This window comes from Telluria sp. Soil_C_11, from assembly GCF_057657395.1.
Window position 1 is genome coordinate 274495 of sequence record NZ_JBDGIN010000005.1, and the last position, 14352, is coordinate 288846.

Consider the following 14352-nt stretch of genomic DNA (forward strand, 5'->3'; position numbering starts at 1 on the left):
CTCAGCTCTCGCCGCGCTGCCTGGCGACGGCTTCGGCCAGCCGCGCCGCCGCCTGCTGGGCCGACGGCAGTTGCGAGAAACGCCCCAGCACCTCGCGCGCCAGGTCGGCCGATTCGGCGCGCTGCTTGGCCTCGGCCTGGCGCGCGTCGATCTGTTCGCGCAGCGCGCCCAGTTCCGCCACCTGCTCTTCCTGGCGCACCGACTCCAGTTCCACCAGGCGGCGCTTGGCATCGATCATTTCCTGGGTCGCCTGAAGCGACTTGCGCTGCATCCCGGCGGCCTGCTGGGCGTGCTCCAGCAGGGTGCGCTGGGCCTCGCGCTTGTCGATCGCGGCCTGGGCCGCGGCCTGCTCGGCCAGCTCGCGCATCTTCGCCAGCTGCGCCTTCTCTTCCTCCGCCTTGGCGCGCGCTTCGGCGGCGGCGACGGCGCCGTGTTCGGCGGCCAGGCGCGCCGCGGCGGCCTCGTTGGCGCGGGCGTCGGCCGCGGCCTGCTGGCGCTGGGCGGAGAGCTTCTGTTCCAGCAGCAGCAGGGCTTCGCGGGCGGCGTCGGCGCCGGCCTGTTCGGCGGCCAGCAATTCGCTGGTCAGCTGCTCCTGGCGGCGTTCGTATTCGGCACGCTCGGCCTGGGCGCGGGCCAGCTCGGCGGCGCGCTCCACCTGCGCCTGCGCGGCCGCCGCCGCCGCTTCCTCGTGCGCGGCCTGCTGCCCGGCCGCGGCGGCCGCCTGGCGCTGGGCCTCGAGGGCAGCCTGCTGGGCCGCCAGGGCGCGCTGCTCGCTGCCCTGCTGGGCGCGCAGCAGGGCCGCCTGTTCCTGTTCGGCGGCGATGCGGGCCTGGGCCGCGGCGGCCAGCGCGCGCTCGGCGTCCTGGCGTTCGTTCAGCGCGGCCAGCGCTTCTTCCTCGAGGCGCACCCGTTCGCGCTCGGCCGCCAGCAGGGCCTCGGCTTCCGTCTCACGCTGTTCGGCCAGGCGCGCCGCTTCGCGCTGCAGCCCGGCCTGTTCGACTTCCATCGCCAGGCGCGCCTGCTCGGCCGCGTTCTGCGCCGCGCGGGCTTCCGCCGCGGCCCGTGCGGTGGCGGCGCGTTCCTCGGCCAGCGCGCGTTCGCGTTGCTGCTGTTCGGCGTCCGCGGCAGCCGCCTGCAGCGCCTGGCGGTCGGCTTCGGCCTGCTTTCGCGCCCGTTCGGCGGCGGCGCGCTCGGCGTCCAGGCGGGCCTGGGCCTGGGCCGCCTCCTCTTCCTCGGCCTGGGCCCGCTCCAGCGCCACTTCGCGCAGCTTGCGGTCGGCCTCGATGCGGGCCTCGGTCGCGGCCAGGATCCGGCTTTCCGCCTCGCGCCGCGCTTCGAGGGCGGCCACCGCCATCTCTTCCTGGCGCTCGCGGTGGAGCGCGGCGTCGCGCAATTCCTTTTCGGTCTGCAGGCGCATGCGCAGCGATTGCGCGGCGGTGCGCTCGTACTCGGCCTGGGCCACGGCGATCGCCTCGCGCTCCTGCTCGATGCGGGCCAGCGCGCGCGCTTCCTCGAGGGCCCTGGCCTCGGCGGCGGCGCGGGCAAAGCTCGAGGCCAGCGCAACCTGGTCGGCGCGCTCGCGCTGCAGGGCCAGTTCGAGGGCTTCGGCTTCGGCCTCGGCCAGCTTTTCGGCGGTCTGGCGCGCGGCCTTCTCGGCGCGCTCGCGTTCGCGCGCCAGGATCGCGACCCTGGCGTCGGCGCTGGCGCTGTGGCTGACTTCCTCGCGCGCCGCGTGCATGGCGGCGACCCGCTCGGCGGCCTGCAGGCGCGCCTGCTCGGCATGCTGGGCCAGTTCCTCGGCCTGGCGCGCGGCCCGCTCGGCGATCTCGGCGTCGCTCCTGGCCTGCTCTTCGGCGCGGCGGCGCGCTTCTTCCTGGGCGCGGGCGCGCGACTCGGCGGCCAGGCGGATCTGGGTATCGGCTTCGACGCGGGCGCGCAGCTCGGCGGTTTCCTGGCGCATCGCCTCCAGGCGCTCGGCGGCGGCCTTGGCGGCGGCGCGCAGGGTCTCGATGCGGTCGCGGTTGGCCTCGATCGCCTCTTCCGAGGCCTGGGCGTTGGCCAGCGCGGCGGCGGCGGCTTCGGCGTCGATCGCGGCGCGCTCTTCGGCCAGGCTGCGGGCCCGCGCTTCGGCGTGGGCGCGGTTCTCGGCCGCCACCGCCGCCTTGGCTTCCGCCTCGACCCGGGCGATGCCTTCCTGGATCGCGCGCTTTTCCAGCTGTTCGCGCTGCGGCTCGACGCCGGGCGCGGCGTGCTGCGGGGAAGCGGGCATCAGGTCGATCGTGAAATCGGCGTCATCGTGTTGGGCGGGGCGATCGGTCATGGGTAACTCGCTGAATACGGGCGGACTTTGGCTCAGCGTGATTATGCGCCATGGCTAGAAATCCTGTCACGCCGAACTGAAGCGCAAACCCCGGTCAGTTCAGCGGATCGCCCTCAAACGGGCCAGAGCGGCGGCTCGTCCATGAGCGCCACCTGCTCGCGCAGCTCGAGGATACGGTCCTGCCAGTAGCGCTGGGTGTTGAACCAGGGGAAGGCGGCGGGAAAGGCCGGATCGTCCCAGCGCATCGCCAGCCAGGCCGAATAATGGATCAGGCGCAGGGTCCGCAGCGCCTCGACCAGGTAGAGCTGGCGCGGGTCGAACTCGCAGAAGTCCTCGTAGCCGGCCAGCACGTCGCCCAGCTGGCGCACCATCTCCTGGCGCTCGCCGGACAGCAGCATCCACAGGTCCTGCACGGCCGGGCCCATGCGGCTGTCGTCGAAGTCGACGAAGTGCGGGCCGTCGCCGGTCCACAGCACATTGCCGGCGTGGCAATCGCCGTGCAGCCGCACGATGTCGACCTTCCCCGCACGGTCGAAGCAGCGCGCCACGCCGTCCAGCGCCTGGTCGAGCACGCTGGTATAGGCGGTCAGCAGTTCGTGCGGGATGAAGCCGTGCCCGATCAGCCAGGCGCGCGGCTCGCGCCCGAAGGTGTCCAGGTTCAGCGCCGGACGCTCGACGAACTCCCTGGCCGAGCCCACCGCGTGGATGCGCCCGATGAAGCGGCCGATCCATTCCAGCACCTTGGGATCCGACAGCTCGGGCGCGCGCCCGCCGCGGCTGGGGAAGACGGCGAAGCGGAAACCGCCGAACTCGTGCAGCGTGCGTCCCTCGAGCTCGCACGCCGGCACCACCGGCACCTCGGCGTCGGCGAGTTCCTGGGTGAAGGCATGTTCCTCGAGGATGGCGGCGTCGCTCCAGCGCCCCGGGCGGTAGAACTTGACCACCACCGGCTGGCCTTCCTCGCGGCCGACGCGGTAGACCCGGTTTTCGTAGCTGTTCAGGGCCAGCAGGCGGCCGTCGCCGTGCAGGCCGGCGCTCTCGACGGCGTCCAGCACCATGAGCGGATCGAGGCGCGAGAAAGGATGGGATTCCGATGGACTATTCATGCCGCCATTGTAAGGGGCGCGGCGGAGCGGCGCACCCTCGGCGCCATTTCTGAGGAATTTATTTATTTTGCGAGCGTGATCACGGGAATTATTTCAAGCTGTTATCGATATCGGCAGGAATTTGCCGATTTTATCAATCGCGAGCACCGCAATGTGTGTGGCCGCACCGAGATATCGAACGTTGCAGGGTCTCATGGCACCTCAGCACCTGAGCGCGATCGCGCGGCATGCTGCCCTCTGGAGAGAACGACGATGAAAAACACGCTGACGCTCACCGCGCTCACCGCAGCCTTCGCCTGCAGCGGGGCCATGGCCGCGGACACGGCCCAGCCGCCCAAGGCCGAACCCCATATGCAAAAGGTGCTGGACGCCCTGAAGTCGCTGAACGGCAAACCGATCGAAACGCTGACGCCGGAAGAGGCGCGCAAGCAGCCGACGCCCGCCGACGCGGTCAAGAAGGTGCTGTCCGACATGAAAAAGAGCACCGAGCCGGAACCCGGCGTCACGGTCAAGGACATGACGGTGTCGGTCGACGGCGGCAGCATCCCCGTGCACATCTACACGCCGGAGGGCAAGGGCCCGTTCCCGGTGATGGTCTACTACCACGGCGGCGGCTTCGTGATCGCCGACACCAAGGTCTATGACGCCTCGCCGCGCGCGCTGGCGAAGATGGCCAGGGCCATCATGGTCGCGGTCGACTACCGCCAGGCCCCGGAACACAAGTTCCCGACCGCGCCGAACGATGCCTACGCGGCCTATCTGTGGACCACCCAGCATGCGAAGGAATTCAACGGCGACCCGATGCGCGTCGCGGTCGGCGGCGAATCGGCCGGCGGCAACCTGGCCACCGTGGTCTCGATGATTGCGCGCGACAAGAAAGCGCAGATGCCGGTGCACCAGCTGCTGGTCTACCCGGTGGTCGACAACGACATGGAGAACGCCTCCTACCAGCGCAACGCCAATGCCAAGCCGCTCAACAAGCCGATGATGGCCTGGTTCTTCAAGTACTACGGCGGCGATCCGAAGAATCCCTACGCCCTGCCGATGAAGGCCGACTCGCTGAAGGGCCTGCCGCCCGCCACCATCGTGGCCGCCGAGATCGACCCGCTGCTGACCGAGGGCAAGGCCTACGCCGACAAGCTGAAGAAGGACGGCGTGAAGGTCGACTACAAGGAATATACCGGCGTGACCCACGAATTCTTCGGCATGGGCGCGGTGGTGCCGAAGGCCAGGGATGCCGAGCAGTACGCCGCCGATGCGCTGAAGAAGGCGTTCAACGCGAAGCACTGAGCAAAAAGGACATGTTTTCCGTTTGCGCCGGACGGCTCGAGAGGCTGTCCGGCGCTTTTTTTCGCCGGCGCAGGGGCGCAGGCGTTAAACTGGCGCCTTCAACCAACAGAATCACCCTGGTACACACATGCAACTCGAACAGCCCCTCACCGATAAAGAATTCGACGATCTCGACAACTTCCTGCTGTCGGAGCGCAGCCCCGAAGGCGCCATGACCATGGACACGCTGCACGGCTACCTGACCGCGATCGCGATCGGCCCGGAATCCATCATGCCGGCCGAGTGGCTGCCGCGCGTGTGGGGCGAGGAAGGCGCCGCGCCGAAATGGAAGAACCCGAAGGAAGAGCAGCGCATCGTCAACCTGATCATGCGCTTCATGAACGAAGTCCTGATCACCTTCGAGGTCGCGCCCAAGGAATTCGAACCGCTCTACGTCGAGCACGAAGTCGACGGCGAAACCCTGATCGACGCCGAAGCCTGGTGCTGGGGCTTCTGGGAGGGCATGGACCTGCGCCCCGGCTCCTGGGACGCCATCTGGGATTCGGAAGCGGGTCCGCTGATGCGCCCGATCTACCTGCTGGGCGCCGACGAGATCGACGAAAGCGAGCTGGCCGAGGTCGAGGATCCGCGCCTGGCGCACAAGCTGGCCCTCGAGATCGAAGCCAACCTGCCCGCCATCCACCGCTTCTGGCTGCCGCGCCGCAAGGCCGCGGTCGAGACCGTGCGCCGCGACGAGCCGAAGGTCGGCCGCAACGACGACTGCCCCTGCGGCAGCGGCAAGAAGTTCAAGAAGTGCTGCGGGGCCGAGCAGGCTTGACGGCAGCCGCCTTCGCCTCGACCTCGACCCTGCCCGTCATCACCGGATGCAGGGTGCAGAGGTAGTCGAAGGTTTCTCCTTTCCCTACCTTGTGGCGCCAGCTCTGCCCCGGCTTCAGGTCGCCCGACCGGATGCCGGCGGCGGCCGCGGTGACGTTGTGGACGAACATGTCCTTGTTCACCCAGGTGATCGTATCGCCGGGCCGCACCGCCACCACCTTCGGCGTGAACGCCATGCCGTCGATGACCACGCGGTGGTCGGCGGCCAGCGCGGCGGCCGCCCACGACAACAAGCCTATCGCCACCGCCGCGGACTTCATTTCAGCTGCGCCTGGATGTGCTTCGCATGCTCCAGGTGGGCCACGAAGGCCGGCCGCACCTTGACCAGCAGCGCCTTCAGCTCGGCGTTGGAGGCGCTCGGGATCAGGGTCTTGTCGAGCGCATCGAGCACGGTCTGGTGGTAGCTCACCTCGTTGTCGACATAGGCCCTGTCGAAATCGGCGCCGGACAGGCCCTTCAGGCGGTCGCGGGTCGATTCGCCGCCCTGGGTGAGCGATTTGCTGGTGTCGTTCGCCTCCGGCGTGACGTGCAGTTTCTTCACCAGCGCCACGGCCTGCTGGTTGACGCCGGAGTGGTCGGTCACCATCCGTTTGGCGAAGTCGCGGACTTCCTTGTTCCTGGTTTTCGATTCGGCCAGCTTGCCGGCATCGATGTCGACCGTGTTGGCGGCGACGACGATGGCGGCGATCTGCGCATCGTTGGGGCCGGCCGGGTTGGCAAAGGCCAGCGGGCTGGCGGCCAGCAGCGCGATCAACATCGGGGCAAGGGTTTTTTTGATGGTCATGGCAGTCTCCATTGGTGACAGGAAGTGGAACATGCCATTCGATGCAGCAAACCGTCGCCGCGTTCCCGGAAAGTTCAGCCCGGCGTTTCTCCGCTTTCTTCACCCAGGCGCCGCATGACGCCCTCGACGATGCGGTCGCAGCGCGCGCCGTCGAAGCCGAACGCATCCTCCATCGCGAAGTCGAGTTCCCGCGCCAGCGCCTCGCGCAGCATGGCGCGCGCACGGAAGTAGCGGCTGCGCACGGTCGCCTCGGGAATGCCCAGCAGCTTGCCGGTCTCGTCGACGCTGAGCTCCTCGACGGCGCGCAGGATGAACACGGTGCGGAACACTTCCGGCAGGCCGTCGATCTTCGCTTCGATCAGGCCGCGGGCCTGGGCGCGCAGCGCGGCCTGCTCCGGCTGTCCGGACGCGTCCTGGTCCGGTGCGCCGCCGTGCTGCTCCATCACCGGCTCGGCGCCCAGTTCGATGACCTCGGCCATCCGCCCGGTACGGCGGCGGCGCATCAGGGCGGCATTCATCACGATGCGGGTCAGCCAGGTGGCGAGCGAGGAATCGCCGCGGAAGTCCGGCAAGGCACGGTAGGCCTGGAGATAGGCTTCCTGCAGCGCATCCTCGGCTTCGGCATCGTCGCGCAGGATGCTGCGCGCGACCCGGTAGAGCCGGCGGTTGTAGCGCCGCATCAACAGGGCGAAAGCAGCCTGCTCCCCGCCCACCACGCGCTGCCGGAGGGCGGCGTCCGAATCGTCGTCGACTGCAAGCTGCATGGGAGTCTCCCTGTAAAGTTCTTGCGCATTCGATGCACGCCGGGGACGCAACGTTCCCAAAATCCATAGCCAAAAACCGGGGTCAGACTCCGGTTTTTGGAAATATTCTGAGTGATATTGCCAAAATCGGGAGTCTGACCCCGGTTTGATTGGGCGCAAACTTAGGCTGCGGCAGTCAGCCGGCTTTCGTACAGGGCCGCCAGCAGGTCGGAATGGCTGACGATGCCGGCGAACACGCCGTGCGCATCCACCACCGGAATGTGGTGCAGGCCCTGGTTGGTCATCAGCGGCACCAGTTCGGCGATCGGCTCGTCCACCCCCACCGTCTTCACGTGGCGCCGCATGATCTCCACCACCTTGCCGGGACGGGAACCACGCATGCCCAGCAGGTGGCCGAACAGGCCGCGCAGGCGCTCGCCGAGGGTCTGGTAATCGTCCAGTCCCGCATGGTGCAGGAAATCGTTCTGGCCGACCATGCCGACCACGCGGCGCGCCTTGTCCAGCACCGGCAGCGCGTGCAGGCCATGCCGGCGCAGCAGCGGCCAGGCTTCGGCCAGCGGCATGCCGGGCCGCACCGTGACCGCATCCTTCGACATGATCATGCCGCAGGTGATGACGCCGAAGCGCCGTCCATAGGCCTGCGCCTCGGTCTCGAGCAGGATCGCTTCGAGGTCGTCGCGGCTGATGTCCAGCACCTGGCCATAGCGCGCCAGCGCGGCGTCCAGGTCTTCCTTGGTGAAGCCGAGGCGCGCGGTCGGCACCGGGTCGCGGGTCGCGTGCACGTTCTGCAGCATCGATTGCTGGGTGTGCGGATAGCGGCGCCCGGTCAGGTTGTTGAAGACCAGCGCGACCAGCACGATCAGGGTCGAGTTCAGGCACACCGGCACGAAGGCGAAGCCGAAGCCGGCCGCGTGCACGGCCGGGCCGCCCAGCACCGTGGTCAGCGCTACCGCGCCGCTGGGCGGGTGCAGGCAGCGCAGCAGGAACATCACCAGGATCGCCAGCGCGCCCGCCAGCGGCGCGGCCAGCAGCGGATTGCCGATCGCCCTGGCGCAGGCGATGCCCACCAGGGCGGAGATGGTGTTGCCGCCGATGACAGACCACGGCTGGGCCAGCGGACTGGCCGGCACGCAGAACAGCAGCACGGCCGAGGCGCCCATCGGCGCCACCAGGGCCAGCGGCAGGGTCGCGGTGCCGAGCACCAGCATGCTGAGGCCCGCGGTCAACAGCAGGCCAAGGAGCGCCCCGGCGACGGAACGCATGCGCTCGTGGCGCGGGACGGTATTACGTTGCGGCACGAAGGCGCGCATCCACTGCAAGGTCTGGTCCAAGATAAAACTTCTACGAAAAAAACATCACAATATGATATATTATCCGGCTCCTCTCTGCCACTACCCCTGTTCGTGAAACGTCCACCCCCGCTGTCCACATCCGCGCTTTCAAAGTCCGACTTTGCCGCATTGTCCGAGTTCCGCTACCAGATGCGGCGCTACGAGCACTTTTCCGAAAACGCCGTGCAGGCCGAGGGCATCACGCCCCTGCAATACCTGCTGCTCCTGCACATCAAGGGTTTCCAGGGCCGCGAGTGGGCCACGATCGGCGAGCTGGCCGAGCGCCTGCAGGCCAAGCAGCACGGCGTGGTGGCCCTGGTCACGCGCTGCGAAGACGCCGGCCTGGTCGAGCGGCGCGCCAACCTCGATGACCGCCGCCGCGTCGAAGTGCACCTGTTGCCGGCCGGCGAAGCCATCCTGACGCGCCTGGCCGAGATCCACCGCGCCGAACTGCGCGCCCTGCAAGGCGTGTTCACGATTCCCGACCTGTCCTGATAAACAGCTTTACACCGACGATGCCTACTCACCACCATGTACCCGAGCGCCGCGACTTTTCCGGCGACCTGCGGCTGCTCCTGATCGCCGCGATCGCCGCCGTCATCGGCGGGCTGGCCGTGCTTGCCGCCCACGTGCTGCTGCTCCTGATCCGCTTCTTCACCGACCTGTTCTTCTACCAGCGCTTCTCGGTGGCCGACCTGTCGCCCGCCCACCACACGCTGGGCGCCTGGGTGATCGCGGTGCCCGTCATCGGCGGCATCGTGATCGGCCTGATCGCCCGCTACGGCACCGAGCAGATCCGCGGCCACGGCATTCCGGAAGCGATCGAGGCGATCCTGTTCAAGGACAGCGCGATGTCGCCCAAGGTGGCGGTGCTAAAGCCGCTCGCTTCCGGCATCGCGATCGGCAGCGGCGGCCCGTTCGGCGCCGAAGGCCCGATCATCATGACCGGCGGCGCGATCGGTTCCCTGGTCGCCCAGCACTTCCACCTGACCGGCGGCGAACGCAAGTCGCTGCTGGTGGCCGGCGCCGTGTCCGGCATGACGGCGGTGTTCGGCACCCCGGTGGCGGCGGTGCTGATGGCGGTCGAGCTGCTGCTGTTCGAACTGCGCCCGCGCAGCCTGCTGCCGGTGGCGGTGGCGTGCGCGGTGGCCGGCTTCCTGCGCCCGCTGGCGATGGACGCGGGGCCGCTGTTTCCGCTGCAGACCGCGCCGGTGGCGCCGATCGCCCTGCTGTCCTGCGCCGCCGCCGGCCTGCTGTGCGGGGCACTGGCCTGGTTCATGTCGACCACCCTGTACAAGGTCGAGGACTGGTTCCACCGGCTGCCGATCCACTGGATGTGGTGGCCGGCGCTGGGCGCGCTGGCGGTCGGCATCGGCGGCTGGTTCCAGCCGCGCGCCCTGGGCGTGGGCTATGACGTGATCGGCGACCTGTTGCACAACCACCTGGCGATGGGCGCGCTGGCCGCCCTGCTCGGGGTGAAACTCGTGATCTGGCTGATCGCGCTCGGCTCCGGCACGTCGGGCGGGGTGCTGGCGCCGCTGCTGATGCTCGGCGCCGGCCTCGGTTCGCTGCTGTCGCCCTGGCTGCCGGGCGCCGAACCGGCCCTGTGGCCGCTGGTGTTCATGGCCGCCACCCTGGGGGGCATGATGCGCGCGCCGGTGATGGCGGTGGTGTTCGCGTTCGAGCTCACGCACGATGCCAACGCCCTGCTGCCGCTGCTGGCCGCTGCCGCCGGCGCCTACGGCTTCACGGTGCTGGCGATGGGCCGCTCGATCCTGACCGAAAAGATCGCGCGCCGCGGCCACCACATCTACCGCGAGTACGGCATCGACCCGCTCGAGCGCCATAGCGTGGCCGAAGTCATGACGGCGCAGGTCCAGAGCGTCGACGCCGGCGCCACCGTGGCGGCCGTGCTGGCATCGCACTTCGGCCCGGACCAGCGCCACCGCGCCTTCCCCGTCACGCGCGACGGCCTGCTGGTCGGCATGCTCGACCGCGAAGCGCTCGGCGGCCGGGCCCCGGAAGCGCCGGTAAGCAGCCTGTTCGGGATCAACCGCCCGCCCGTCGCGCTGGCCGGAGAAACCTGCCGCATCGTCGCCACCCGCCTGGCCGTGCACGGCATCGAGCGCCTGCCGGTGGTGGCCAGCGCGGCCGAACCGCGCCTGCTCGGCATCGTCAGCCGCAGCGACCTGATCAAGGCCACCGCCGGCCTGCACGCCGAGGAGCACGAGCGCCGGGTCCTGCGCCGCAATCCGCTGGCGCGCCGGGCCTGAGGGAGCGTCCGAACCCTGCGCTGGGTCGAGCGATTTGCTGAACAATCATGTACGATAGGCAATCCGCGCATCCGCGTGATTGCCTATCCACCTTGAGGACAAGAACATGATGAAACCGCTCAAGCGCACCCTGCCCGCCCTGCTGTCCACGTTCGCGCTGGCCGCCGCCCTCGCTCCCGCCGCCCAGGCCGCCGCGCCGATGGTGAAGAGCCCGGCTCCCGGCTTCTTCCGCGTGATGGTGGGCGACATCGAGGTCACCCCGATCAGCGACGGCACCGTCGACCTGCCGGTCGACCAGCTGCTGCGCCAGAAGCCGGAGCAGACCCGCGCCACGCTGGAAAAGAACTTCCTGAAAGTGCCGCTGGAAACCTCGGACAATGCCTTCCTGATCAATACCGGCAGCAAGCTGGTGCTGGTCGACACCGGCGCCGGCGCCCTGTTCGGCCCGACCCTCGGCAAGTTCCTCCACAACCTGAAGGCCGCCGGCTACCAGCCCGAGCAGATCGACGAGATCTACATCACCCACATGCACGGCGACCACGTGGGCGGCCTGGTCAGCGACGGCAAGCGCGTGTTCCCGAACGCGGTCGTGCGCGCCGGCAAGGCTGACGCCGACTTCTGGCTGAGCAAGGCGAACATGGACAAGGCCCCGGCCGACAAGAAAGGCTTCTTCCAGGGCGCGATGGCGTCGATCAATCCCTACGTCGAGGCCGGCAAGTTCAAGGCCATCGAAGGCAACGGCGAGCTGGTGCCGGGCGTGTCGGCGGTGGCGGAACACGGCCACACCCCGGGCCATACGACCTACCTGGTCGAGAGCCATGGCCAGAAGCTGCTGCTGATCGGCGACCTGATCCACGTGGCCGCCGTGCAGATGGAGAACCCGCAGGTGACGATCGGCTTCGACAGCGACGAGAAAGCTGCTTACGCCGCCCGCAGGAAGGCCTTCGACGAAGCCGCGAAGAACGGCTGGCTGGTGGGCGGCGCCCACCTGCAGTTCCCCGGCCTCGGCCACCTGCAGACCCAGGGCAAGGGCTACCGCTGGGTGCCGGTCAACTACACCCAGATGCGCTGACCCGGGCGCCTGCCTTCAGGAGCCGATGACTTCGGCGAGGATCGCCGCCAGTTTGTCCAGGTCGACCGGCTTGACCATGTGATGGTCGAAGCCGGCTTCCAGGGCGGCGCGCCGGTCCTGCTCCTGGCCGTAGCCGGTGATCGCCACCAGCAGCGCCGGCCGGGTGCGCGGATCGGCGCGCAGGCGGCGCGCCAGCTCGTTGCCATCCATTTCCGGCAGGCCGATGTCCAGCAGGGCCGCGTCCGGCCGTTCGCGCTGCGCCGTTTCCAGCGCGCGCAGCGAATCGTTCTCCACCATGACTTCATAGCCGCAGGCTTCCAGCAGCATCGCCAGGGTGGCCGCGGCGTCGACGTTATCGTCCACCACCAGCAGGCGCGCCGCATGGCCGTCCAGCGCCGCGGCAATGGCGACGCCGCCCTCCCCGCCGCGGGCCGCCGGCTGCATCAGCGGCAGGCTCACGATGAAGCTGCTGCCGCGCCCCAGTCCCGGGCTGTCGCACACCACGGTGCCGCCATGCAGCTCGACCAGGTGCTTCACCAGCGCCAGCCCCAGCCCCAGCCCGCCCTGCGAGCGGTCGGACGAGCGCTTGGCCTGGGCGAACAGCTCGAACACGCGGACCGCCAGCTCCGGCTCCATGCCGATGCCCTCGTCGCGCACCGCCAGCACCAGGCGGTCCGCACGGGTGCGGGCTTCGACCGCGATGCGGCGCTCCTCGGGCGTGTACTTCGAAGCGTTGTTGAGCAGGTTGGCCAGCACCTGCACCAGGCGCGCCTTGTCGCCGAGGACCGTGGCGTCGGGATCGGCCAGGTCCACCGCCAGCGCCTGGCGCCGCGCCTCGAACAGCGGGCGCACCTGTTCGATCGCCTCGTCGACGATGGTGCGCGCCGCGACCGGCGCCCGCGCCAGCGTCACCAGTCCGCGCGTGACGCGCGAGACGTCCAGCAGGTCGTCCACCAGGCTGGTCATGTGCCTGACCTGGCGCCCGATGATGGCGCTGCTCTGGCGCACCCGCGCTTCGTCGAGGCGGCCGATCTTCAGCAGGTCGGCGGCGGCGCTGATCGGCGCCAGCGGGTTGCGCAGCTCGTGCGCCAGCATGGCCAGGAATTCGTCCTTGCGCTGGTCGGCGGCGCGCAGCTTTTGCTCGGCCTGCTTGCGCTCGGTGATGTCGAGGAAGAAGCTGACGATGCCGCCGTCGCCGGCCGGATAGGCGCGCACCTCGTAATTGCGCACCTCGCCGTCCGGCAGGCGGTGCAGGTACTCGGCGGAGCCGGCGACGCGATTGTGCATGACCCGGTGGTACATGCGGCCCATGTCGGTATCCAGCGCTTCCGGCCAGACCTCCCAGTGATTGCGGCCGATGACCTGCGCCGCAGTGCGGCTGCCCAGGCGCAGCCCCTCGGCGTTCATTTCCAGCACGGTCCAGTCGCGGGCGATCAGGCCGAAGCCCTCGGCGATCGAATCCAGGATCGCCTGGCTGCGGTCGCGCTCGTCGCGCAGGGCCTGCTGGGCGCGCGCCAGGTCGACCGCGCTCCACAGGCGTTCGGACATGCTGCGCGCCAGCGCGATCTCGGCCTCGCTCCAGCGGTGCGGATGCTCGTGCCCCAGCGCCAGGAAGGACAGCAGGCGGCCATGCTTCACCAGCGGCACCAGCAGGCTGGCGGTCACGCCCATCGCCATCAAGTAGGCCTGCTGGCAGGCTGCGGTGCGCGGATCGGTGCGCACGTCGGTGATGGCGATGATCTCGCCGGCGCGCCCGGCACTGGCCACCTCCGCGCCGAAGGCTTCGATCGCGAAGGTGTTGCCGGACAGGTTAGAGCTGCCGTGCCGCTTCCAGTCGCGCGGCACGTAGAAGGTATTGCGCTCGTCGTCGACCTCGCCGTACATCACCCGCTCCACGCCCAGCTCCTCGCCCAGCAGCGCGCTGGCGGTGGCGATCGCGTCCTCGCTGGACGCGATCGGACGCAGGGCGTCGGCCAGCGCCAGCTCGAAGGCGGCGCGCTGTTCGGCCACCACGCGGCCGGTGGTCTCGATGCAGGTGCAGTACATGCCCATCACCCTGCCCGCGCCGTCGTGCAGCGGCGAATACGAGAAGGTGAAATAGGTCTGCTCGGTATAGCCCTTGCGCTCCATGATGAGCGGCATGTCCTCGAGGAAGGAGGAGTGGCCGGCCATGGCACGTTCGGCGATCGGGCCGAGGTCGGTCCAGATCTCCCACCAGACGCGGTGGAACAGCTCGCCGAAGGCGGACGGGTGCTTGTCGCCGAGGACCGGGATGTAGGCGTCGTTGTAGAGGAAGACCCGCTGCGGGCCCCAGGCCACGAACATCGGGAAGGTCGAGCTGAGGGCCATCGACACGGCGGTGGCCAGTTCGGGCGGCCAGGATTCGGGAGGACCGAGCGGCGACGCCCGCCAGTCGCGCGCGCCCAGCAGGCGGCGCGTCTCGCTGTCGCCGAGCCCGGCGGTTATACGCAAAATATCGGCCATGGATGGATTATTCCACACTTCATGGCCGAATAATTCACATTTTCAACATTGT

General features: G+C 69.2%; 12 protein-coding genes. 5 read left to right on the plus strand and 7 right to left on the minus strand.

What is annotated here, in order from left to right; translation table 11 throughout:
* Window position 1 precedes the first annotated feature (1 nt).
* Window positions 2–2320: a hypothetical protein gene (locus tag AC3A6M_RS11540; protein ID WP_487852859.1), complete on the minus strand. Its 2319-nt coding sequence runs from the start codon at window positions 2318–2320 to the stop codon at window positions 2–4.
* A 113-nt stretch (window positions 2321–2433) separates the two neighbouring features.
* The gene (locus AC3A6M_RS11545) at window positions 2434–3426 is read right to left on the minus strand and encodes a serine/threonine protein kinase (RefSeq protein WP_487852860.1); all 993 of its coding nucleotides are present in this window, start codon (window positions 3424–3426) and stop codon (window positions 2434–2436) included.
* Between the two features lie 252 nt (window positions 3427–3678).
* Between AC3A6M_RS11545 and AC3A6M_RS11550 the strand changes: the two genes are divergently transcribed.
* Window positions 3679–4716, plus strand: coding sequence for an alpha/beta hydrolase (locus AC3A6M_RS11550; protein ID WP_487852861.1), 1038 nt, complete (start codon window positions 3679–3681; stop codon window positions 4714–4716).
* Window positions 4717–4843: 127 nt separating this feature from the next.
* On the plus strand, window positions 4844–5533 hold the full coding sequence (locus AC3A6M_RS11555) for a UPF0149 family protein (RefSeq protein WP_487852862.1): 690 nt from the start codon (window positions 4844–4846) through the stop codon (window positions 5531–5533).
* Here AC3A6M_RS11555 and AC3A6M_RS11560 read toward each other — a convergent pair.
* From AC3A6M_RS11560 to AC3A6M_RS11575, 4 genes are all read right to left on the minus strand, one after another.
* A complete protein-coding gene (locus tag AC3A6M_RS11560; protein WP_487852863.1) occupies window positions 5502–5852 on the minus strand; it encodes a cupredoxin domain-containing protein in 351 nt (116 codons plus the stop codon). The genes AC3A6M_RS11555 and AC3A6M_RS11560 overlap by 32 nt on opposite strands.
* Entirely contained in the window at window positions 5849–6376 is a 528-nt protein-coding gene (locus tag AC3A6M_RS11565; RefSeq protein WP_487852864.1) for a DUF4142 domain-containing protein, read from the minus strand. The genes AC3A6M_RS11560 and AC3A6M_RS11565 overlap by 4 nt, the downstream gene beginning before the upstream one ends.
* 74 nt (window positions 6377–6450) lie before the next feature.
* The gene (locus AC3A6M_RS11570; protein ID WP_487852865.1) at window positions 6451–7140 is read right to left on the minus strand and encodes an RNA polymerase sigma factor; all 690 of its coding nucleotides are present in this window, start codon (window positions 7138–7140) and stop codon (window positions 6451–6453) included.
* Between the two features lie 161 nt (window positions 7141–7301).
* A complete protein-coding gene (locus AC3A6M_RS11575) occupies window positions 7302–8471 on the minus strand; it encodes an HPP family protein (RefSeq protein WP_487852866.1) in 1170 nt (389 codons plus the stop codon).
* A gap of 150 nt (window positions 8472–8621) precedes the next feature.
* On the opposite strand from AC3A6M_RS11575, the gene AC3A6M_RS11580 reads away from it, so the two are divergent.
* The 3 genes from AC3A6M_RS11580 to AC3A6M_RS11590 all read left to right on the plus strand — a co-directional run bounded on the left by AC3A6M_RS11580 (window position 8622) and on the right by AC3A6M_RS11590 (window position 11816).
* Window positions 8622–8966, plus strand: a complete 345-nt coding sequence (locus AC3A6M_RS11580; protein WP_487852909.1) for a MarR family winged helix-turn-helix transcriptional regulator — start codon at window positions 8622–8624, stop codon at window positions 8964–8966.
* Window positions 8967–8986: 20 nt separating this feature from the next.
* The gene (locus AC3A6M_RS11585; RefSeq protein ID WP_487852867.1) at window positions 8987–10744 is read left to right on the plus strand and encodes a chloride channel protein; all 1758 of its coding nucleotides are present in this window, start codon (window positions 8987–8989) and stop codon (window positions 10742–10744) included.
* A gap of 106 nt (window positions 10745–10850) precedes the next feature.
* Window positions 10851–11816, plus strand: coding sequence for an MBL fold metallo-hydrolase (locus AC3A6M_RS11590; RefSeq protein ID WP_487852868.1), 966 nt, complete (start codon window positions 10851–10853; stop codon window positions 11814–11816).
* 15 nt (window positions 11817–11831) lie between these two features.
* On the opposite strand, the gene AC3A6M_RS11595 is transcribed toward AC3A6M_RS11590, so the two are convergent.
* A complete protein-coding gene (locus AC3A6M_RS11595) occupies window positions 11832–14300 on the minus strand; it encodes an ATP-binding protein (protein ID WP_487852869.1) in 2469 nt (822 codons plus the stop codon).
* Window positions 14301–14352: the final 52 nt, after the last annotated feature.

What these genes read in the sequence shown, in the direction of transcription:
- AC3A6M_RS11565 (WP_487852864.1), bottom strand. Translation starts at nt 6,376, where the DNA reads ATGACCATCAAAAAAACCCTTGCCCCGATGTTGATCGCGCTGCTGGCC.
- AC3A6M_RS11590 (WP_487852868.1), top strand. Translation starts at nt 10,851, where the DNA reads ATGATGAAACCGCTCAAGCGCACCCTGCCCGCCCTGCTGTCCACGTTC.
- AC3A6M_RS11545 (WP_487852860.1), bottom strand. Translation starts at nt 3,426, where the DNA reads ATGAATAGTCCATCGGAATCCCATCCTTTCTCGCGCCTCGATCCGCTC.
- AC3A6M_RS11555 (WP_487852862.1), top strand. Translation starts at nt 4,844, where the DNA reads ATGCAACTCGAACAGCCCCTCACCGATAAAGAATTCGACGATCTCGAC.
- AC3A6M_RS11560 (WP_487852863.1), bottom strand. Translation starts at nt 5,852, where the DNA reads ATGAAGTCCGCGGCGGTGGCGATAGGCTTGTTGTCGTGGGCGGCCGCC.
- AC3A6M_RS11570 (WP_487852865.1), bottom strand. Translation starts at nt 7,140, where the DNA reads ATGCAGCTTGCAGTCGACGACGATTCGGACGCCGCCCTCCGGCAGCGC.
- AC3A6M_RS11595 (WP_487852869.1), bottom strand. Translation starts at nt 14,300, where the DNA reads ATGGCCGATATTTTGCGTATAACCGCCGGGCTCGGCGACAGCGAGACG.
- AC3A6M_RS11550 (WP_487852861.1), top strand. Translation starts at nt 3,679, where the DNA reads ATGAAAAACACGCTGACGCTCACCGCGCTCACCGCAGCCTTCGCCTGC.
- AC3A6M_RS11585 (WP_487852867.1), top strand. Translation starts at nt 8,987, where the DNA reads ATGCCTACTCACCACCATGTACCCGAGCGCCGCGACTTTTCCGGCGAC.
- AC3A6M_RS11580 (WP_487852909.1), top strand. Translation starts at nt 8,622, where the DNA reads ATGCGGCGCTACGAGCACTTTTCCGAAAACGCCGTGCAGGCCGAGGGC.
- AC3A6M_RS11540 (WP_487852859.1), bottom strand. Translation starts at nt 2,320, where the DNA reads ATGACCGATCGCCCCGCCCAACACGATGACGCCGATTTCACGATCGAC.